At 39.4% G+C, this 21,789-nt stretch carries 13 protein-coding genes; 4 read left to right on the forward strand and 9 right to left on the reverse strand.

Annotated features, from left to right (window positions below):
- Positions 1-26 precede the first annotated feature (26 nt).
- Genes MHB61_RS04700 through MHB61_RS04710 form a run of 3 tightly spaced genes read right to left on the reverse strand, consistent with a single transcriptional unit; the run spans position 27 to position 2,463 of the window.
- Complete coding sequence (locus MHB61_RS04700) at positions 27-863, reverse strand: DUF4922 domain-containing protein (protein WP_081144262.1); 837 nt, start codon at positions 861-863, stop codon at positions 27-29.
- A 15-nt stretch (positions 864-878) separates the two neighbouring features.
- The gene (locus MHB61_RS04705; protein ID WP_081144261.1) at positions 879-1,877 is read right to left on the reverse strand and encodes an aminoglycoside phosphotransferase family protein; all 999 of its coding nucleotides are present in this window, start codon (positions 1,875-1,877) and stop codon (positions 879-881) included.
- A complete protein-coding gene (locus MHB61_RS04710) occupies positions 1,870-2,463 on the reverse strand; it encodes a dTDP-4-dehydrorhamnose 3,5-epimerase family protein (RefSeq protein ID WP_081144260.1) in 594 nt (197 codons plus the stop codon). The genes MHB61_RS04705 and MHB61_RS04710 overlap by 8 nt, the downstream gene beginning before the upstream one ends.
- A 262-nt stretch (positions 2,464-2,725) precedes the next feature.
- On the opposite strand from MHB61_RS04710, the gene MHB61_RS04715 reads away from it, so the two are divergent.
- The 4 genes from MHB61_RS04715 (at position 2,726) to MHB61_RS04730 (ending at position 8,116) form a co-directional block, all read left to right on the forward strand.
- Positions 2,726-5,662, forward strand: a complete 2,937-nt coding sequence (locus MHB61_RS04715; RefSeq protein WP_081144259.1) for a non-ribosomal peptide synthetase — start codon at positions 2,726-2,728, stop codon at positions 5,660-5,662.
- Between the two features lie 112 nt (positions 5,663-5,774).
- Positions 5,775-6,980 (forward strand): MFS transporter, encoded by a 1,206-nt coding sequence (locus MHB61_RS04720; protein ID WP_137015925.1) that lies wholly within the window; start codon positions 5,775-5,777, stop codon positions 6,978-6,980.
- A 278-nt stretch (positions 6,981-7,258) separates the two neighbouring features.
- A complete protein-coding gene (locus MHB61_RS04725; protein WP_137015927.1) occupies positions 7,259-7,513 on the forward strand; it encodes an IS110 family transposase in 255 nt (84 codons plus the stop codon).
- Between the two features lie 147 nt (positions 7,514-7,660).
- The gene (locus MHB61_RS04730; RefSeq protein WP_081144256.1) at positions 7,661-8,116 is read left to right on the forward strand and encodes a hypothetical protein; all 456 of its coding nucleotides are present in this window, start codon (positions 7,661-7,663) and stop codon (positions 8,114-8,116) included.
- 495 nt (positions 8,117-8,611) lie between these two features.
- Here MHB61_RS04730 and MHB61_RS04735 read toward each other — a convergent pair whose 3' ends face one another.
- The 6 genes from MHB61_RS04735 to MHB61_RS04760 are packed head-to-tail and all read right to left on the reverse strand — an operon-like array spanning position 8,612 to position 21,716.
- Positions 8,612-10,273 (reverse strand): relaxase/mobilization nuclease domain-containing protein, encoded by a 1,662-nt coding sequence (locus MHB61_RS04735; RefSeq protein WP_081144254.1) that lies wholly within the window; start codon positions 10,271-10,273, stop codon positions 8,612-8,614.
- Positions 10,274-10,276: 3 nt separating this feature from the next.
- Positions 10,277-10,642, reverse strand: a complete 366-nt coding sequence (gene mobC / locus MHB61_RS04740) for a plasmid mobilization relaxosome protein MobC (RefSeq protein WP_137015930.1) — start codon at positions 10,640-10,642, stop codon at positions 10,277-10,279.
- Positions 10,581-10,898, reverse strand: coding sequence for a hypothetical protein (locus MHB61_RS04745; RefSeq protein ID WP_081144253.1), 318 nt, complete (start codon positions 10,896-10,898; stop codon positions 10,581-10,583). Before MHB61_RS04745 ends, mobC begins: the two co-directional genes overlap by 62 nt.
- Positions 10,885-11,154 carry a hypothetical protein gene (locus MHB61_RS04750; protein ID WP_081144252.1) on the reverse strand — a complete coding sequence of 90 codons (270 nt, stop codon included), beginning with the start codon at positions 11,152-11,154 and terminating at the stop codon, positions 10,885-10,887. Before MHB61_RS04750 ends, MHB61_RS04745 begins: the two co-directional genes overlap by 14 nt.
- Complete coding sequence (locus tag MHB61_RS04755) at positions 11,144-12,163, reverse strand: ArdC-like ssDNA-binding domain-containing protein (protein ID WP_081144251.1); 1,020 nt, start codon at positions 12,161-12,163, stop codon at positions 11,144-11,146. The genes MHB61_RS04750 and MHB61_RS04755 overlap by 11 nt, the downstream gene beginning before the upstream one ends.
- Before the next feature lie 22 nt (positions 12,164-12,185).
- Positions 12,186-21,716, reverse strand: a complete 9,531-nt coding sequence (locus MHB61_RS04760; RefSeq protein WP_081144250.1) for a DEAD/DEAH box helicase family protein — start codon at positions 21,714-21,716, stop codon at positions 12,186-12,188.
- Positions 21,717-21,789 lie beyond the last annotated feature (73 nt).

The raw sequence follows: 21,789 nt of genomic DNA on the forward strand, positions 1-21,789 counted from the left end.
TTCTAAGATAAACTATTTGTCGATTATTAATGTTCCATATTAAGTAGTTTTAAAACTTCGGGACGTTCTAATGAAGAGGGGAGTGTAGTATCAGTTAAAGCTTGTACAAGTTCTTTAGCTGTCACCTTTTCCCAGTGATCAAATATTTTACTCAAAATATTTTTGTGCCCTGCATGAAGTTGTGTAATTTTGACATAGCAAGGATAAATACCACCTACAAGTGAGACTCCGACTTTTCTTCCTAAAGATATACTAACTTCATTAGTTCTGGGTATAATAAAGATTTCTTGTGCCTCGGTTAATAATAAATTATAGCTAAAATTTTGATGTAATAGGGAGGACAATATTTCACTGGTTACCATACTTATCTTTTCTAAGTTCCCTGTAATCACAAGCACCAAGTGGGGAGTTCCAAGAACACGACAAATTTCGTAATCCCCATTATCAATCAGCACTTCACGTTTTAGTGTGCTTATTGGATATATTTCATCTGATATTGAAAAATGCGCATGTTTAGGAATCGAAGCACCGCTCCCTGAAATTTGCAGGCCTCCACTTTTGCAGTCGCTTATACTATGAATTAGTTGAAGGGCCAAAGAAATTTGCTTAGGATTAAAAAATTGTTGGTGCAACTTTCCAAATACAGTAAATTGATTATTCATAAAAGGGTAATCATTTTTTATAATATGAAAAAAAGGAAGCAAAGCTGTATCCGAAACTGACCACTTTTCACAGAAAGGGCATTGATCCTCGTTTACAGATTTTTGCTCCCAGTCATAATACCTTTTTTCAAAGGAAGGAATAAATCGTACTTTACATTGCATTTCTTTTAAGTAGAGCTCTCGGTCGAATTTTACTAGCATTTTTAATTTCTCCTCCTAATCAATGAAGAATGCTATTTGAGATGCTGAACTTCCTAATGTGAAATTAGTGCTCAACATTTTTATTCCGACTTTCCTAATTATTGAAAGATTTTCTTTTGAGAAATATCCAGTCCAATTATTAGCAGAGGGGCCATTAATTCTATACAACATTTGAACCGCAGTATGCCCCCAAAGGGAAGAAAAATAGGATTCATTTTGACCAGATTCTTTTATATATGCTGAAACAAAGTCAACCAGACTTTGACAATAAGAAAGTTTATTAGGATAAATAATGATAGTAATCATAATATCAGCAATAAAATATGATAAATCGTATATTCGATTTCCTAAGCCAGAATGTTCAAAATCAACAATTCCTAATGTTTCGGGATTGTTCACAATTATATTTTTGGCATTGAAGTCTCCATGAATTGGCACTAAATTGGTACTATCAATAACCTCACTATAAAGTTCCTTATAAATACGTTCAGCTTTTGTACCTAACTCTGAAATCGAAATAGAATTATATTGAATTTCAATTTTATATTGAACGAGATCATTAATTCTTACCAATGCAGATTCAGGTCTAGAAATATTGTGAAACTTGGCAATCGCTTTTCCCAAACTTTTTAAATTAGGAATATTTTGTCCTTTATCCAACAAAGACTTTAAATTTGATCCAGCGCCCAGATAATCCATTACAAAAGATTGTTGAAATATTAATCTAATCATAGGGATTTCTATATGCTTGCAGAGAATTGTATTGAATGCCATATTTTGCATAGCTACAGATAAGTTTAACCGATTTTCTGCGGTAATGGCTGGGGGGTTATAATTAATGTCAACTGCCTCAAAAGAATTGAACTGTTTATATAGCAAATGCTGAGTGGGAGTAATTATTTCATAAAGCGAATTTCCCCAAACACCTGATTGATGGGGATACACTTTAACATCTTCAACTTCATCATTAAACATATCAGCTATTTCTGCAATTGCCTTTGAAAGCTCAAGCATTTGGTTTTTTTGCTTGGTTGTTCAGTAACTCTTGAAACTTAGGAGCCTTTGAATCTTTTTCAGATATTTGTTCAAGATCATTAGGATTAATGTGAATTGGCCAATCGATATGTAGGTCGGCATCTAGAGGAGTTAAAGCAACTCCTGACATTCCTGGCATCCATTCATTGTCAAAGAAGTATAGATATTCTGTGTCATCGTCAAGAGCCTGAAATCCATTACAAACGCCTTGTGGAACAAAGACTTGAACACCAGGGGTAATATTAACAGTTTCCACTGCACCAATTGTTTTACTGCCAGGTCTTGTGTCAACATATACTCCGAACGCAGCCCCATGAGCAACAGTGATCAGTTTTGACATAGCCTCTCCGTGAAGACCTCGGACTGCACCACGTTTGGTTCGTGTTAAATTCACTTGACGCCAAGCAGATACACCAGTAGGTAGAAAATCTGAGTAGCTACTTTGCCGATAAAGTTCTCGGACAGTCCCCCGATCGTCAGTTACCATTTTTGCGTTAATGATTTTTAATCCTTCAATTTTAGAGTCAGAAGCAGATAAAGCTTCAATATGTAATTTCGTTTTCATTCCTTTATTATAGCACTTCTTCGGTGTTTTATCAACATTAAACTAGTGTATTAGCTCATAAAGGTAAAAAATAAATCAGGTGAAGGTTCTGGCTAAAAAAAAACGTGTTTCTCCCAGGCTTGCTCAATGTTCAAGGCGGAATTTTTGTGGTATTTTGTGGTATAATATTTATGAGCAACTAAATGAAAACGTAAGCTAAAAATGGGAAATCCATTTCAAACACCACTAAAGTGCCCCCCATTAATGTAAGGAAAAGAAAAAAATGAGAATTTTAGAACATCTTTACCAGCGAGTATCGAATAATCCAGACGATATTTGCCTCATGTCACCAGATACCTCTTTCACATTCAAACAACTTGATATATATTCTGATGAGATAGCAAAAATTATTACTGAAAAAACCTCTAAAGATATTGTTCCGTTGTTTATAAAAAATGATATTTTAATTTTGCCTGCAGTTTTAGGAATAATAAAATTGGGGAAAATCCCTCTTCCACTAACCACTTCTCTAAGCTTTGAACAATCAATTACGAGAATTCAGGAAGTAGATTATGATTTAATTTTATCAGATGAACAGTTTTTAGATACAAATAATATTAGACTAGAAAATGTAGCAATTTTAACGGTACCCCAACCTTTTTTTGGTAATCAGTTGCATACAATAGATTATGAGGTGGTTCAAAAATCAAATACTGCCTATATTATCTGTACATCGGGAAGCACAGGTATTCCTAAAAAAGTATTTCTGTCACAGCAAAACATTTCATGGTTATTAGAAGAATTTTATTCTCTTGTAGATTTTGGTAAGGACTCTATATTTTTATTTACAACTCCATATACCTTTGACGTTTCTTTAACAGAGTTATTTTCCCCAATTTTTACTGGTGGAAAACTTTGTTGCTTTTCTGAAGACCTGCAAAACGTGGAAAAAATGAAATCTACTTTGGAATATGTGCAAAAGTATAACATTACCCATATGTCTTTATCACCAACTTATGCTGATCTTCTAGTGGATATTTCGCCCCTTAATATGTTCAAGGGATTGAAATATTTATGTCTAGGAGGAGAGGTGTTTGGAATACAATTAGCAAATAAACTTTCTGATATTATAGATCAAGGTACTTGCGTATTAAATTTATATGGGCCTAGTGAGACCACTGTTTATGCCACCTATTATAAGGTAACAGGAAAAGAAAAGTTAGAAGTACCAATTGGGAAACCTTTAAGTGGTTGTGAGCTTAAAATTATCAATAAAGAAGATAATGATAAGAAAAGTGGTGAGTTGTATATTGGAGGTAATGGGGTAGCCTTAGGATATTTACTTGATAAAGAGTTATCTGAGAAAAAATTTATTCAATTTAATTCAAAACCATATTATAAAACGGGTGATTTTGTTCATTTTAATGATAAGGATGAACTTATATTTGAAAATAGAAAAGATAATCAAGTTCAAGTTAACGGTATAAGGGTTGAATTAGGAGAAATTGAAAACCAAGTTATAAAATTCAAAGAGATAAAACATTGTAAAGTTGTTTATGAAGGTAGGAGGATTTATATCTTTTATCAAGTCTTTTCTCGTGAAAATAAACTGAAAGAAAAAATAAAAAAGTCTATTCCTAAATATTTGAATCCTATTTTGATTGAGGTGCCAGAATTTCTAGTAAACCAGAATAGGAAGTTTGATTCAAAACGAATGATTGAAAAATATTTCATTAAAGCATCCCTCGGTGAAAACGGAATGATTAGGGCTGAGGTAGAAGAAATATTAAAAAAACTCGAAATCATTTCGTATGAAGATATGGACTCATTAGATACTGTTCGTTTTTTTATTGAAATTGAAGAGAGATTTCAATTAGAAATTGCTGAAGAATTAATTTCTAGTTTACTGAATATTGAACAAGTTGTTGAATTCTTAGAAAACAAAGAGAGAAATATTACAAAAAATAAACCATTAGAGGAAAAAACGGATAATAAAATTTGTACGTTTAATGAAATTAATATTGAATTGATGCTAAAAAATTATTTACGCGAGGAGGATTTAGAAGATAATCTGATTCCAACTTTATTTATGCAAAAACAATATGCATTGAAGAAATATAATGCCGTTTTGTCTTTAGATTTCAAATACAATGATTTTAGTTTTGAAGGAATAAAAAATATACAGAATACTATTGAGCGAGTCGCAAGAAAAATTGATATCTTAAGAATGATACTCATAGAAGAAAGGGGAAATCTTTATTTCAAAAAAATTAAGGCAGATAAATTTGTTCCCGTTATAGCCCTTATGAACTCATCGTTACAAGAAAGTGATGCCAAAAATATACTTTATAATTCAAGTAATTCACAACAATTTTTTGCAACCGTATGCCCAAACAAAGAACTATTAACACTATATTTTTCACATAATATAATTGATAAATCAAGTTTATTTAAGCTATCGAAAATATTCAAAGCTTTTTTAAATAAACAAGATGTCCAGATTTCCAATAAAACCTATGAGGATTTTATTGGTTTTACTAAAAAAAGAAATAAAAGCGTTGAAATTGATGATATTTTACCAATGCTTCCAGATACCGATAGTTTTTTACCTCTATTAAGAGAACATATAGATAACAGAGTACTTTTATTCGAGTCAAGGCGGCACAGCAGAGAGGCTATTGAAGTAACAAGTGAAGCTGTTTATAAGCTTGCACAGTATATTTTTAATATTGACAAAGATATGCAGGTTTTAACGGGTTCATTTATTGCTGATGCAAGAATATTTAATAATTTTGATGCTACGGAAATTATCGGAGATATACACTCTAATATACCGTTTGAAATTCATAAAAATCAAAAATTTCAAGACTTGAACTTTGAAATAGGCAAATCTTTAAACGTGTATAGAGATGGTTTAAACATTCGAGATAAAATATTTGACGGTTATCCGATGTTTTTGGGAAACTATCAAGTTGCTAAGGAAAAACTAGAAAAATTGAATTTCTCTTTTAATTACATTGGAGAAGTAAAAGATATTAAAAATACTTTGCAAAGTATTATAAAAGCTAAATTTACTCAGAAATATATAATCATTTTTACTAAAAAGGAAAAACTATATATGGCTATTTTTGATGACAGACTTCTTCCATCTGATTTTACTATAGATTCTTTTGAGGAATCAGAAATTATTAAAGTAAGAGATTACGTTAAAGAAACCTAAAGAATAGCAATTTACTCAATAACAGAAAAAGCGTTCTTTGAATGTACGTTGTTTCAAATTATTTTAAAAAATTAAATAATAAAAATGAAAGCTCAAAATAAATGGAGTTCAAATGAAGAAAATAGAAAAACGTAATTCAACTTTTCTTGTAACAAGTAGCACAATTTCTAGAATCGGAGATGTACTGTTTGATTATGCTAATAATACATTTCTTGCGGGTTTAAATTTACGCTCTCTGTCGTTGGTAGGTATTTACCAGACTCTTGAAAGTGTAATGGGAGTTGTATTTAATCTTTTTGGAGGAGTAATTGCAGATCGCTTTAGAAGAAAAAGAATAATTATTTTAACCGATTTTTTTAGTGGTTTAGCCTGTATAATATTATCTTTTATTAGTGTTGAAGCATGGCTTGTTTATGCTATTATAATAGCCAATGTCTTTCTTGCTTTGTTGTCCTCGTTTTCAGGACCAGCATATAAAGCTTTTACCAAAGAAATAGTTGAAAAAGATACCATTGCTAAAATTAATTCATATTTACAAACTGCGAGTACAATTGTTAAAATTGCAGTACCTGTAATTGCCATTGGAATTTACCATTTGATAGGAATTCATGGTTCTCTTCTCCTAGATGGTATTTCATTTGTTGCTTCAAGCTTGATTATGTTAATTGTTTCTCCGATAATTGAAGAAATTAAAAAAGAAGAAAAATTTTCGCCTCATTTAATTTTTCAAGATTTAAGTGCTGGATTTAAATATCTTTTAGGTCAAAAAATGATTTTTACTTTAATAGTGCTCTCAGCATTAGTAAATTTCTTTCTTGCAGCATACAATTTGCTACTTCCTTACGGAAATCAAATGTTTCCTAAAATATCAGGTGGAGTTTATGGTGGTTTTCTTGCAGCAGAAGCTGTAGGCGGGCTTATAGGCGCTTTTTTAAGCGGAAAGCTTAATAAAAGTTTATCTACTAGTCAACTATTATTTTATCTTGGTTTTTCTGGCTTGCTCCTATCCACGACACCGATTCTATATCTGTTTTCCTCAAACTTGGTATTACTATCAGTAGCTCCTGCACTTTTTAATTTATTTTTAACAATTTTTAATATACAGTTTTTCTCCTTTGTTCAGAGAGATGTAGAAAATGAGTTTTTAGGTCGTGTGTTTGGAATTATTTTCACTGTAGCTATACTATTTATGCCACTTGGAACTATAACTTTTACTCTTATTTTACATCCTAATTTTGAATTCAATTTTATGTTTATTGGAATAGCGGTAGCTATTCTAGCTATGATTTTCTGGTTATTATTCCGTAAAAAAAAATAAGCTTATGAAAAAAATTTTTTTAACAATAATAACTTAAAGGGGAGGCCTATCGGCTTCCCCTTTAACAATGACGGTAATGGAGTAAATTGGATTAGAATAGACTTGAAGTAGAACAGCCCATGGACTTTTATGGTGATCTTATCCCATAATAAAAACTGAACGCAAGAAACTGAGAGAATAACGGAGTCTTGCCTTGAGCACGAATGAAAAATTACGTGAACTTAGCTTTAGCAGTGTCTTGCACTTGCTTTCAATTTTTTATGAAATAAGGTGGTTTTATGCGGACGCAGGAAAGGGTGGCAGGAATAGATGTCCCCCAAAAGAAACCCGCTGTTTGTGCCCCTTGTAGTCCTTTATGGTCCTTTACCAAGTGTTGTTCCAAAACAAGCGAAAAAACTGTCGGAACAACAACAGCCGAACTCAAAGAATTAGCTCACTGGCTGTTGGCACAAGAAGTCATTCAAGTTTATATGGACTCAACCAGTCAATACTGGTGTCCCATCTGGAATTTCTTAGAATGCTTTGATTTTTAGCTAATCCTCGCCAATACACAACGGATTAAAGGGAGAAAGACGGATCAAAATGCGCCCGGTGGATAGCGGACTTAGGACGAATGGAACTTATTCCTCGAAGTAATATGCCTGAAAAGTCATTCAAGACTTGAGACGCTTAACGACAACGTGTTCTCTAGACTTACTCAGTTCCAAATTCGTAGTATTCACAATGTCCTCCAACAAACCAATATCAACCTGAGTGATTGCTTTAGTGAGCACGGAGCAGAAACTCTTAGAAGCGCTGAACAATGGGTAAGGATTGGCTTTGGCTTTGTAATAGAAGCCATGAGACATTCACGTCATTTCAAAGCTACACCAGAACAGATTCTGGCGTCACGTGATGGCAACTTCTCAAAGCTTTATCTTGAAAAAATGGATGTTCATCTAGACATCCTTCAAACTCTGGATATAGAGATTCGTAGACTAAAAGTGTCTATTGATGCTTTGACCTTGCTCTATCATGAAAACTTTGAGCAGCTTGTTAAAATTCCTAGGATAAGTCAAGTATCCACTTGGACGTTCCTCTCTGAAATTGGCCCTGATGTTTCTGACTTTTCAGATGGGAGACATTTAGCAAAGTGATGCGGACTCTTCCCGCAGCTATGAGAGTGCTAGGATGGTTAAATCCGCTCACATTACTCAAGGGGAAAAGTATCTTAAAGGAGTGCTTTACCATGTAGGATGGACAGTGGTTCATTCTAATTCTCTCAGATTTTCTGAGTTTTACGAGAGAATAGTCGGAAAGGGAAGTAGTAAGCAGAAAGCGTTCATTGTAGTTGCATATAAGGTCTTAAGAATTATTTATCAGGTTCTCCAGAAGAACATTCAAATATAAAGAAATCTAAAAAAATCTTCATATTTGAATCCAGCATTTATATGTATGAAAAATTTACTTTGGTTTACAACAAATTACTCATCGAATATAAACAAGGAGATTTTTCAGCTCTAGGTTTACTAAAAAAATGTCAGGAAATCCTTATCTTCTGCAATTGCCTTGACACTGCTAACCTAGTTCAACACGAGATTTTTGAGCTACACCCCAAAGATGATAACCAATGATAATTTAAACCGAAAAAGTCAAAGGGTTTTTCTTGAACCTTTTTTCTTATCCTGAAATACAATTCCCTGGTAGTCATTAATCTCAGAAATGGTTCTACTGTATTTTTCTTGAAATAAATCACGACTAACCTTGACCGAAGCAATTTGATTTTTAATTTGCTCAAGTACTTCGTCTTGAACTCCGCCATCGTTGCCGATTATCAATTCTTTGGCCGAATCATTCAAGTCTCTGAGTTTCTTGTCGAGTTCCTTTAATCGATTCTTTGCCCCTTGTAGCGCTTCAAGCAGTTGCTGCTCTAATCGCACCAGCTGTTCGCCGCCTTCCGTCACGCCATGACTCGCCAAGAAGTTGATTGCCTCGGTCAATTCGTCAATCGTCGAGATGACTTTTTCCTTGGCGACAGGAACGGTACCGTTATAAAGACTGAGCTGCCGCATGAGTGTTGGTCCCATCATGTAACGATTGTTATCTGCTCCTGCTGTATCCATGAAGTAAAAATAGTCATTCGTTTTGAGGTAGAGATTGAAATTACCGTCCTCAAGTAAGTCAGTCTTATAGGTCCCAATAAAGATGACGCCATGCTGCGCAATGCCAAAATCCACATTGACGTAAAGTCCCTTCGCCGTCACATGGTCAATCTGCCACGGCTCAATCGTCACTTGATAATCGAAATCGTTTTTAACGGTTTCGATTTTTTCTTCGTACTGATTGACGACATCTTCTACCGAAAATGTCCCTGTATTCTTTTTCAGATAATCTTTAATCCGATCCAGATTATAGCGTTCAGGGTCAGACTTGACCAAATTCCTCCCGCGGGTATTTCTCACTTGCACATCATCCAGTAAGCGATAAGTCGCCCACTTCCCTGAAAAGTCCACGGCTAAGTTGAGAGCCTTGGCTTTTGATTTGAAGTCATTCAGATCAAGAGAATGCTCCAGTAGAAAATCCAACCGGGATTTAATCCGCGACTTGAAGATGTTTTCGGTTTGCCATTTGGTGTACTTGGCATGAGAATTTTTAGGAGAGGTCTCAATGATTTTTGCACCTGCTTTTGAGGCAATGCGATCTGAGATTTTTTGAAAGGCTTCGTAAGTCATATCCTTGACCTTTCCATTTCTCAGGCGAGGCAGCTGCCACTCGAACTGTTTTCCTGTCAAGGCATTCGTGGAATTAAAAACAATATGATTATGCAGATGCGCTTTATCAACGTGCGTCGCAAGCACAAACTCATACTCCCCACCTGTTAATTCTAGGATGGTTTGTCGTCCTAACTCATGAACTTCTTCGGGGCTTAGCCCGTCTTCAGGTGAGAAAGATTGAATCAAGTGGTAAGCCAGCACCGCCTGATTCCCATTTTTTGCGCGCTCCAAACTCTTTAAGGAAAACTCCAAGCGCTTGGTTTTAGGATTAAAAATATAATGCTCACCGTTTGCTTTGGCGGAAAGTTGTTTGGTCGCAATAAACTCTTCTGAGGCTTCATAAACATTGTGAATCATATAGCCTGACACCAACTGTTTGGCAAAAGTCTTTTCATCATTCATCATATAGGGAAAGATATTATCCAAATGTCCCGTGACATCAGATTTTTCGACCAAGGTTTTTGCGGCATTCTCAATATAATCTTTAGAATTGCGCAAGTGATCAATCGTGTGAATCGCAAAATGTTTTGTGTAAACCATGTGCTACAACCGCCTTTCTTCTTTTTTTGCTCCCGTCAGTTGCTCACTCACGAGAGCTGTCAAATCTGTCATCTGTGTTTGCAACTGTTGAATATCTGCTGGCGAAATTTCCTGAAATTCATGCGCCAGCTTGGCCAACTGATTGATGTTATTGCCAATCCGATTGACTTCATAGTTGAGTGCTTTGAGTTCCGAGAAATCTGTGAAATGGACTTCCCCTGTGATAAGCAAAATCCGCGCAAAGTTTTGAAAATTATTAAATGGACTAGCCTCTACCTTGGCATTGATGTAGTCATTTTCTTCATCATTAAATCGAATAAGCCGTTGATGAGAACGAGTTCGATTTTTCTGAGTGTTCTTTCCTTTCATTTTTTATCTTATCCTTTCCGCTTTTGTTCCAAAATCGGGCAGGGGAAACCCAGCTTTTCCCCTGCACCCCATTTGGGAGAAACAAACTTTCTCCCAGCTCCGCTTTCCTTTTTGCAAGCATAGTGTTTGGATATCCAAACACAAAATTTATAAAAAGCGCCGAACTCCGTTCGACGCTTTCCATAAGTTTTGGGGGTGTCCCCCAATCCCCCAGAGCACTTTTTTCTGAGGAAGATGCCGCTTTATTTTTTCCCATAAGCCACCAAAATATCTTCAATCAAGTCATTGACTTCTGCCTCTGATAGCTGCTGGATTGTCGCTTTTGCCTCACGTAATTCTGATACATTCGCCTCAATTTCTAAGCGCTCATAAGACGTTATCTTGGCATGGAGCCTGCGAATGAGCTTTCTTTGGTTGAATGTTTTCGCATGAATATCAAGTCGTAGCGACTCGCTGCTGGGATCTTTGAGCAAAATTTCTAAGACCGCAAGTTGTAAATTCTCATTCGTCATTTTCTACTTTCCTCTCTTTTTCCATCACTTGTGAGCGGGCTTGGCGTGTCGCATTGCCTGCTTGCATTCTCCGATTCATCGCTTGTACGGCCGCATTTTCTTGCGGATCTGGAGAAGGGAGCGTAAAAGAACGCTCTGAAACGGGCGGTGCTTGCCCCCGTCGTCTGACTTTTTGAACCGCCATTAAGCGACGCTCAAAGGGATTTTTCCCCACGGTTGGATCAAACGTCGCTTCTAAGATAGGGTCTAGCCGTCGAATGATTTGCTGAAGGAGGGTGGTCAAGTGAGACAGAATGGGTTCAGAAAAGGCGGGCGACTTGCCCGATTTTGTCCACTCCGCTAACTCTGGAAAGGCCTCCGCTTCGCACGAGAGCTTGAGATGACTAAAGAGGGCGTAACTTATGGCGCGCACCTCAAAGTCCCTGATTTCCTTGTTCATTGTGTCAACTTCTAAAGCCACCAAGTCGCGCAAAATTCTTTTAATAGTGGTTTCTTCTCCCAAGCCTTGCGGAACCCACACCTGTTTTTCATCGGGAAGGGTTTCTGATTTTAAGAAGTCAATGGCCACCTTGCCCGCCGAAAAAGCCCGAAGGCCAACAAATAATTTGGCATAGCGCAAAGGTGTTCCCAAACATTCAGGACGGTTAAACAGCGGAACCCATTCTTTTTGTGAGGCGTTTGTTTGGCTCACATCAAAAAGACAAAGAGACAGAATAAATTGAGTTTCGATTAGTCTCTCCCCGTCTTCCGTGGTTAATAACTGGTGGGCTGCATCCCGCTTGACGATTTTTCGTGGCACGAGCACTTCAAGGGCGCGACTTTTTTTCTTAGGTGTAAGCCCTAATTTCTGCCACTCATCAAGCGTTAAAACCCTTGTCGCAGTCGGAAATTGCTTCAAGAGCCGCTGAAGATTGTCCTTTGAATACCTCAGATTTTCTGCCGCAAAGCGTAAATAATGCTTGAAAGCAGACACTTCAAGTAGCCCTAAATGTTCTTTTTCGTTTTCCATTGCATCCTCCTTTTCCATTTTTTTAACCCAACGACAGTTGTTTTTCAGACGGCAGCTCTTGCATCAGCTCGCGTGGTAAATCCGTTTGGTCTTGCAAGTGAGCATAGAGTTGCATTTGAATCAAACTCAGCTTGTCTTGGTTCAAGCTTTGTAAGTGATCAGGAAAAGCAATCCCGCGTGCTGTCCATGCGTCACAAAGTTGCGCATAAGCTTCTTCCTCTTCGTGAAAATCAAGCACCAATTCATCCCGCTCTGCTAAACTAAGCACCCCCTTTTCGAGCGCCATTAAGCTGTCCTGATATTGAAAGACCACATTAAAAGTTAAAGCAGCCAGCTCCTCATCAGAGAGTTCAGTCAAATCAAAGTTTTCCAGAAAGCTAGAATCAAAGTAGTCCAATTCTTCCAAATTGGTGCCTTGAATTTCTCCTGTCACCGTTTGTTCTATGCCGTTTAGCGCCAGAAAATGCTCTGCCTCAACCGTCTCATTTTCAGTATGGTCAAGCTGCGCTTTCAATTCTTTCAGGCGTGCGGTCTTCTTGTTAAACTCTTCCTCGCGTGGAAAAGGCAGCGAGCGTTCAACTTCAAGCCGCTCAATAGCTGCTTTAATCCGTTCAATTTCCTGAGTGGTTTTATCTAAATCCCAGAAGAGTTTGTCTAACTTGTTATTAATTTTCACGAGCGTTCCCAACATACTGGTGATGCTCAACTGGACATGATAATCGGTCTGTCCTCGAAAAAGGAATTGCTCATTTTCGCTTTCGAAGAGCTGACCTTCTGGGGTCAAGCCATGACTGATGTGATAAATCTCGAACCCTCGAAAGGTTGCGATGTGGGCTTGCTGCGGCGTTTCGGTGACGTGTTGCGTGATGAGCTGATGAAAAAGTTCGGCGGCAGCTTTTTTATCGTCACTTCCGAAACGTTTTTCTTTCTCCTCATAAAATAAGGTCATCTCAAAAGGAGCGTCTTTCGACTGTTCTAATGCTGTCACATCTTGCTTTACAAGCACCGCACGTTCCTCTAAAACAGGAAGTTTGGCTTGCTCCCGCTCAACACGTTTACTTTCAGACACTTTACTCTCATAGTAACGATTCCGAGCCTGCTCCAAATTTTCAACTTGCATTTCTAATTGCATATACTCCGCTTTGACAGGGTCATCGGTCGCAATCGCCTTATAGACTGACGGGCCAAATTCATTGTCCATCTCATCAATCTCACGAACATTAGATTTCCCACGCATCAACTGATCCACTACTCTTTTCTTATTTTCCTGAGTTTGCCACATGAAAGAATCCATCGACCCTTTGGTAATATAGATATGAATTTGGACTTCGTCATTTTCATTGCCTTGACGGATAATCCGACCATTTCGCTGGGTGCTATCGCTCGGTTTCCACGGCACATCTAAGTGGTGGACGGCAAGGAGCTTGTCCTGAACGTTAAGCCCTGTTCCGCCTTTACTGGTACTCGCCATTAAGATTCGGATTTTCCCTGTGCGCATATCCCGCATCATCTGCTCTTTTGTAGCGTCTGTCGCTTCATGAATAAAGCGAATTTCTTCCTCTGGAACGCCACGTAAGACAAGCAGGCGCTTGATTTCATCATAGGCTGAAAAGGAATTGACAGAGCGGTCAAGATTATAAGAGGCACTGTTTCTGTACTTTAAAGGCACCCCCGTATCCGAAAAAATCATCTGGGTCGAGCGCTCCTCTTTCGTGGCTGCCCAGATTTCAAAGACGCTATCTACAACCTGGGTGATTTTCTCAGAATCCTCCTCAGTGTAGAGGTGGCTATCCAGCATCCGCATATCCATCGTGAGCTTTTTATTTTCGCCCAAAATTTTGAGCATATTATCCTCATACGGCTTAACAAGACGGGCTTCAATCGCTTCTGCTCTTGCAACCAAGCCCTCAATGTACTTGACTTGTTCAGGAGTGGTGTGGGACTCATGAACCACGGTTTTGGCTTTCGGAACAGGTAAATCAAGGTCTTCTGAGGTCTGAATGTCTGCCACTTCAAGAAACATATTCCGTAGCTCTGGCATATTCCCAAACTTGGTAAAGCGTCGTTTAGTTTTATAATTGCCTGCGACATTCAACTCAAAGACATCTTCAATAATCCCAAAAGTTGAAACCCAACTGTCAAAACTCCACACGTCGTATTGTTGGAGCACGTCAGGCGCAAGGTATTTCATCATGGTATAAAGTTCTACCACAGAGTTAGAAATCGGTGTTCCGGTTGAAAAGAGTACGCGTTTATTGTCATACTTAGCATGGAGATATTGGGTCTTCTGATCCATGTCCATGGCTTTCTGGCTCCGTGCATCTGAAATCCCTTTGACTTGTCCCAGTTGCGTTTCTGGGGCTAAATTTTTATACCCCTGCGCCTCGTCCACGTTGAGCATATCAATCCCCAGTTCTTCAAAATCAATAAAGGTATCAATATCTCGCTTTTGCAGCTTTTCAAGACGTTCTTGACAACTTTTCCGATACTGTTCAACCTTTTTGACGGTATGGCGCTGACCGCTCAGTTTAGCCAGGTGCATTTGACGCTCTGCCTTGTCAATCTCGTCCTCAATATAGCGCTCTTGATAGGCTTTAGACATTCCAATCTTGCCAAACTGAGAATCGGCCACCACGATAAAATCATAGTTGCCTGTCGCAATACGACTGATGAACCGCTTGCGATTATCCTTGGAAAAGTCTTCCGAGTGCGCAATCAAGACCTTACTTTCAGGGAAATACCGATAAATTTCTCGCCCGAATTGGTCAATCAAGGGTTTTGGAATGACAAAGAGCGGTTTTTGAATCACCCCCAACTCTTTGAGCTTAAGATTTGCCGCAAGCATGGTCAGGGTTTTCCCTGACCCGACTTCATGAAACAGGCCAGCCCGTTGCTCTTGAATAATACGCATCATGGCATTTTTCTGGTGAGGTCGCAAGGTAAACTGCTTGGCAAGCCCTTGAATAGTTAAATGACTGCCGTCATACTTTTTAGGGACGACCCGATTCATCTTTTCGTTATAAATCGAGACAATTTCTTCTTGCATGTCCGAATTTTTAAGCACCCATTCCTTGAAAGCTGCCTCAAACTGCTCGCCTTTAGCCTGTAATTCCGCCGTCGCGACTTCGTCCACAATATACTTGGGCTTAGCTTGTGGCGGGGTATTGGGGTCAAGCTTTTTAATTTCTAGCGGGCGTTGATTAAGTAAACTTTGCGCCAGCTGTTCCCCATCATATCTTCCCACGCCGTATTGGTGCTCATTAGCGTCTGTCCCTTGATTGGCAACATGAACCGCGTAGCTATCTGTGAGCTTGTCGTATTCAATCGTCACCCCATCGGGCTTTTGACCTAATGCGGCCTCCAAAAAAGCCGCATACAAAGCCACCGGGATAAAGCGTGTCCCAAATTTATAATTGAGTTCACTAATGGTAATATCTTTAGGAATCACCGCTTCTAAGGCCACAATGTTCGCACTCCAGTCGTGATCTTCAACGCCAAACCCTTGTTTCGTTTTTGCCTCGGCGAGCTTGGTTTTAACATTTCCGGAGAGATAATCTTCTCGTGTGGCATAACGCCCCTCGCCAACATAAAAAAGCTTGTCACCAAGCTCTTTGATGATGTCTGCTTTACTTTGCGAATAGACAGCCGCCATGTAGTCAAAATCAAGTCTTCCTTTGTGATTGAGCGAGGCAAGGAGAGCATCTTCGGCCGTTTTGACTTCGATTTTCTTTGGTTGAGATTGAATGGTGGGTTCAAAAAAGACCGTTCCTTTGACTTTCATTAAGCGCTTGGTTTTTTCGTCCTCAACATCCACCTCAATCGAAGCCAGCAGTTGATAATAGTCATCTTGCCGCATGAGCAGCGAATTGGCTCGACTACTGACATGACCGTACTTTTTGACAAAGCTGTCATATTGCGTATTCAAAGACTGACGTAATTCCTCATAAGCAGCCATGTCATAATCTTCTTCATGTTGAATCGCAAGCAAGGCTTGGAGCGTTTTTCTGAGTTCAATCATGGCACTCATCGCTTGCACTTCCTTAGCGGAATAATTGACATGATAAGTATAGGTTGTACTTTCTTTGACTTTTTGAGTCAAGAACCATTTTTCATTGGTTTGTCCCAACTCATACTGAGTCTCCCCTTGATTAACCGTCCCCTCCTGCACTAAGGTTGCTCGTTCTGCATCGCTTAATCCTAAAGCCTCAAAAGCCGCGTCATCCGAGTAAATCCCTCCCTCAATCATATCAACTTTGAGCTGTTTGAATCGGAAATTAGGTGTTTCATCGTAGATTTGTGCTTTATTCTTGGCATAACGGGTCAACTGATTTTTGCGGGTTTCATGAATGTTAAGGGTAACACTTGACGACTTTTGAAAAAGGGTAATGGCTTCGCCGTTATGATAATAGGGCTTGCGATGATAAACCATTAAGGTATACGGTTCAATCTCAGAAGTCACTTCTTCTGGAAGGTCAAGGTCTGACTTTTCCTCGAGTTCATAAAGGGGTGCCTTTTCCTCTGTTGCGAGATAATGCTCCTCTTCTTGAAAAACAAAGGCTGCTTGGAGTTTTTCGGGCAATTTCTCATCTGAAAAATTCGCTTTGACCGCTAGTCTGCCCCCATTAAACGTTTTAATGGTGAGGTCTCCTAAAACTTGTTCAGGGTGTGCTTCAAAATAGCGATTATAGAAAATTTGGTTGCCTTTATTATCCATCTTAGAAGTCGTTTCAATCCATTCAGGGATTGCTTCAGAATCCACCAGACGACTATCCTTTTGGAAAATCAGAATGTCGGAAGGCGTCTCCGTCCCCGCAATTTGCGCAAAAGCACGGTCAGGCAAGCGAATCGCTTTAAGGAGTCGCGCTTTTTGAGATAACTCGGTGCGAAAACGGGAGTAGCGTTTATCCATCGTCCCTGTCGAGGTAATAACGGCCACTAAACCGCCCTCATGGACTAAATCAAGTGCGCGCTTGATAAAATAATCATGGATCACATAGGGACGGTCATAGCTTGGGTGTGTCAAATGAATCCGATCCGAAAAAGGCACATTGGTGACCACTAAGTCCATGCCATTTTCCACAAAGTGTGTGGCTTCAAAGCCTTTAGCTTGGATATTGACGGTTTGTTGGAGCTGCTTAGCAATGCTTGCGGTCAGCGGGTCAATTTCCACCCCAAAGAGTTCAGAAGATAGCTTCATAGACTCAGGCATCCCGTGAAAAAAATTCCCTGTTCCCATGGACGGCTCCAAAATCCGTCCATTCTCAAAGCCTAAGTCAGAAAGGCCTTGGTAAATCGCCTGAATGATTTCTTGTGACGTATAAAAAGCCGTCAAGCTAGACGCACGAGCGGCCTTATATTCTTCCTCTGAGAGGAGTTGCTTGAGTGCTTCACGGTAATCTTCATAGCGCGGATTCTCCTCATCAAAAAGCGTATTGACAATCTCGCCATTTCCCCAGCCCACATACTTGGCCAAGACAGTTTGTTCGTCAAGGGTCGCCATGCGATTTTCTTTTTCAAGAGATTTAACCAGTCGAATGGCTGCAAGATTGGCTTCAATTTTTTCACGGATAGACTTTGGATAAACAAGCCCCGTCTCAGGAAAATGATAATCTATGAGCGGCGGAGCTTGTGTCGGCTCAGTTTCGGTATTTTCATCCAGAACCTCTGCTTCTGACATTAGTGCTGGTTTAAGCTGATTGCCTTGCTCGAAGGCTTCCCTCCAAGCCTCAAAGGTTAAAACTTGAAAGCCGAACGCATGATAGGCGGCCTCAACTGTTTCTTGAATCAGTTGTTTATCATCTTCGTTAAGCCATTCAAAGGTAAAATCCTTTTGTTGGATGTGGTTATCTAGTTGTGCAAGTTCATTTACGACGTATTCGTAAAAATCTGCCCGCTCTTTATGAATCAAATAAAGGGTTCCGCCCACTTGGCGCGCTCGCAAGTCTTTCAGGTCAGCTAATTCTCCGAGATAAGCCGTTTTCAGCCTTTCAAGGGCATTTTGCGGAGGCAATGGACTGCGACTTTCTGGGGAAGAATCGCATTGAACCGACTGGCCACTTTTTTCAGTTTCCTCAGTTTTCGGCTCGTCCATGAAGTCAAAGAGAGAAATTTCACTTTTCGGCGGCTCTCGTGTATCCTTAGCTAAAAAGCCTGGATTATTTTCAATCGAAACATGCCTAGAAGTAACCAGCTGGTCATAGAGGTCTTGCCAAGAATGAATCCCTGTTCTATCCAATACAAATTCACTGAGCGACCCACCACGGCTATTTTGAATAAATGTCCGCAAGTTTTCTAAGTCTAAAGCTTCAAAAAGGGCTTCACTAGAGTGGCTATAGCGTTCAATCGCAGCCTGTCGTTCTGAATTCGCAAGAGCACTTGTTCCTTTGAGAAAGGTTTGTCCTAAGCGCTCATGAGCGCTATTAAAAAAGCGAGCTTCTAAAGTGGCATAACTGCTATCAATCTGAAACCACAAATCAGGCAACGGCGTCGCGAAATACTGCTCTGTTTGTTCTGCTTCCCCATAATTTTTTTCTTCTGCCAGTTCGTTTGGTTTAGCAGTCTGGATTTGACTGAGTAATACTTCAACTTGTTCCTTAAAATGAACAATCCCCGTGATTTGATCCGCCAAATCTGAGACCTCGTAATGCTCCGAATCAGCTTCAATCACCACCTCATTCAAAAGCCCATCAAAGCTGGTTTTAACAAGGGTTAGATTTTCACCTTCTTCCAAAATCACAAACTCTTCTTCTGGAAGGAGGGCTGTTTTGACCTGTGCTAAAACTTCTCTTGGACGAAGTCCTGTTTTTTCTTTCTCTCCCGAATTTTTAATTGGCTCAGTCTTATCAAGCGTATGCCTTAAAGCAAACCACTCTTGATATTCCAATTTTTCAGAAGAAGTCAAAAAAGCTTCCTCTTTTATCAATTTTGCTAGTGTTGCATTAAACTGAGCCCAAGTGAGTCGAAAACGGTCCGAATCTTCCTGAGAACTAAATTGTTCAAATTCCACTCCTTTTCCGTCATAATTGACAAAATAAGGACTGTCTCCAAACCCACTATGTCCACTTAACCCATACTCATTTTTTAGAAATTTCACGCGGTCAGTCGCACGAGATGCTTCTTCAAAAAATTCATAAATCCGAAATTTACGATGACTGTTTTGTTGGGTTATTTCTTGGCGTAGCGTCTCTTCATGGAGAGCCTCTAACGCTTTTTCAGATAGCTTTTCACTTTCGACACTTTCCGCATCAGCGCTTTTGGCTTTATTAGGAAAAAATTGAAACAAGAAATTACGCGCTGCGGCATATTGCCTTTGCCAAGAGAGGTCTTCTTTTGCAAAACGCGTGCCCTCTAGCATTTGGTTCACTTGGAGTGCGGAGATTAAAAGTTTGCGGTAACCAGACCATTCTAGGGCTGGACGAATATTTTTTCTCACTTCCTGCCAGAGGTCATAATAAGCATTTGGCGTTTTGTCTTTTTCTGCCTGCCACACGGCTTTGAGCTTTTCATCACTCAAACTCCGCAGCTCTGAAACATGGTTCAAAAAAAGTTTTTCAATCGGGCTCTTTTCGTGGTACTGTTCCTGCGGGGCAAAGGTTGCGGCATTAGACACATAAAATAAATAGGCCACATCATCAGTTTTAAGTTGCTCAAAGAGGGCTGGAACAGAATCAAGTGAGCTTTGAGCCTCCTCTTTCCAATGGTCAAAATTTTCTCGAAGTGTTGAGCCTTCAAAGTGTGGATAAACCGCAGCGACAAGCGCCTCAATCGCTTCTTTTTGCGTGCGGGAAAGCTCCCTTGAAGCGGGAAAGAGGTCAACCTCTCGCCCGCCCTCTGGATGATTACGATAAATGAGGTCACTCAGCACTTCCTCATAATATTGAGCTTTCCCTTTGGCGAATTGAAGGCTATCAAAGTCCTGATAGTCTATCAATTCTGCTTCGGGATGGTCGCTTTTCCAAGTCTCAAAGGATGCCACAGCTTGACGATAAGCTGTCCAATCTTGAATAAAAGCATTGTGGAGTTCTTGGAGCGCCGTTTCATCAAAATGCTCGCCTTTTTCGGGTGCTTCATCTAAATGAAGTGACTTGAGTCCTTGTTCAAAAACATCAAAGACACGGGAGCGAATCGGGGTACTCATTGAATCCGTCTGGAAATCCCCTTGTTCCGTAGCAATACCAAAAATAACCCGACGATCATCATTGGTCCCAAGCGCTCGTCCTAGATAGGTGTAGTAAAACTGGACCGCTTCTTGAGTGGTTTCGATGTCGTAGGTATCATAAGCCCCCGACACATTATGCCCCTGTGCTTTGAGGTCTTGTTGGTGCATATAAGAATCATAGAGCTTTTTATAGGCTGCTATCATCTCTTCGTAGTACATTTCTGAGTTAGAAACAAGTAGCTTTTTGGCGGTCGAAGGGTCGCTCTTAGGTTCAACAGTCGGTAATGAAACAATTTCTTTTTCTTGAAAAGCTATCTCTGACTTACTTTCACGTAAATCTTCCTGTTCTGTTTCGGTTGAATCCCTGAGACCTGCTGGGTTGGAAAGAGCCTCAGTTTCCGCGTCTGATTGAGAACCTTCCCTATCTGGAAAAGTTTCTTGTTCTTTCGGGCTTTCTTTTACTTCTGAAAATTCCCGATAGATGTCCTGCAAAAAGAGATCCGCAAGCCATGACTTGGCGGCCTCTTTTTCAAGTAAGGTCCCATAGAGCGCTTGATTTTCTGAGTAATGCGCAACCAGAATTTCATTGACAACCCCCACAAAAGTAAAACGGAAATCGTCAAGGGTGTTGACTCGTGCGGAAGCAGACAATTGGACATCATGAAGCAAGTCCTGTTTGACTTGGTATAGCACTTCAAAATAAGTCCGATTGGGGAGGTCAAGTCCTGATTCTTGAAAGATTTTCAAACTTTCCTGCTCGACTCGCTCAATCTGTTCCTCAGAAAACTGTCTTGAAATATCAAGAGATGTAACTTTCTGGGCTTTAGCCATTAAAGCTTTTTGACGTTTAAGAAGTTGTTGGTCAAAGCCTCGTGTAAAACTATTAGCGAGATTGAGCACATGAAAAATTCTTTCCCTATTTGGAATGTTGATTAATTCTCGCATGAGGTCATCTTCTAATTCAATCTTTAGGGCTGAATGAGCTTCATAAAGTCCGTAATGCGCATAAAGGTTATAAAGCGCAACCTTTGTGGCAATTTTCTTTTCAGTTGCTGTAAATTGTTGGAGGCTTGAAAAATAGGGACTCAAAAAAGAGGTCATGGCTTTTTGCCCCTCCTCAATCATATCATCAGGAGAATCTTGAAAGGTAGAACTTGATAAATAAGCTACCTCGTACATTTGATCTAACAAGTCTTTGTCGCTAACGTTAACAGAATCCTGATTTTCCATTTGAAATGTTTCTCGTGAATAGCTTTCGATAATGGTGCGAATGCTTGGTTCTTCGAAATAGTGACTATTGAAAGTGATAAAGTTTAAGATTTCAAGGGGCGTAGCCGTCATAAAATGGCGGATAAATTGGGCGGGTGAATTATTTATTTTTGTTTCTTTTTCCATACGGAAACTCCTCCTATTTTTTCGGGGAACGAAAAAAGCACATCACAAATTTGTGATGTGCTTTCTAAAATAA

The organism is Lactococcus sp. FSL K6-0773 (assembly GCF_038006485.1).
GTDB lineage: Bacteria > Bacillota > Bacilli > Lactobacillales > Streptococcaceae > Lactococcus > Lactococcus lactis.

Coding starts and splice junctions, on each gene's coding strand:
- MHB61_RS04700 (WP_081144262.1), bottom strand. CDS start 863: ATGCTAGTAAAATTCGACCGAGAGCTCTACTTAAAAGAAATGCAATGT.
- MHB61_RS04705 (WP_081144261.1), bottom strand. CDS start 1,877: ATGCTTGAGCTTTCAAAGGCAATTGCAGAAATAGCTGATATGTTTAAT.
- MHB61_RS04710 (WP_081144260.1), bottom strand. CDS start 2,463: ATGAAAACGAAATTACATATTGAAGCTTTATCTGCTTCTGACTCTAAA.
- MHB61_RS04715 (WP_081144259.1), top strand. CDS start 2,726: ATGAGAATTTTAGAACATCTTTACCAGCGAGTATCGAATAATCCAGAC.
- MHB61_RS04720 (WP_137015925.1), top strand. CDS start 5,775: ATGAAGAAAATAGAAAAACGTAATTCAACTTTTCTTGTAACAAGTAGC.
- MHB61_RS04725 (WP_137015927.1), top strand. CDS start 7,259: ATGCGGACGCAGGAAAGGGTGGCAGGAATAGATGTCCCCCAAAAGAAA.
- MHB61_RS04735 (WP_081144254.1), bottom strand. CDS start 10,273: ATGGTTTACACAAAACATTTTGCGATTCACACGATTGATCACTTGCGC.
- mobC (WP_137015930.1), bottom strand. CDS start 10,642: ATGAAAGGAAAGAACACTCAGAAAAATCGAACTCGTTCTCATCAACGG.
- MHB61_RS04745 (WP_081144253.1), bottom strand. CDS start 10,898: ATGGGAAAAAATAAAGCGGCATCTTCCTCAGAAAAAAGTGCTCTGGGG.
- MHB61_RS04750 (WP_081144252.1), bottom strand. CDS start 11,154: ATGACGAATGAGAATTTACAACTTGCGGTCTTAGAAATTTTGCTCAAA.
- MHB61_RS04755 (WP_081144251.1), bottom strand. CDS start 12,163: ATGGAAAACGAAAAAGAACATTTAGGGCTACTTGAAGTGTCTGCTTTC.
- MHB61_RS04760 (WP_081144250.1), bottom strand. CDS start 21,716: ATGGAAAAAGAAACAAAAATAAATAATTCACCCGCCCAATTTATCCGC.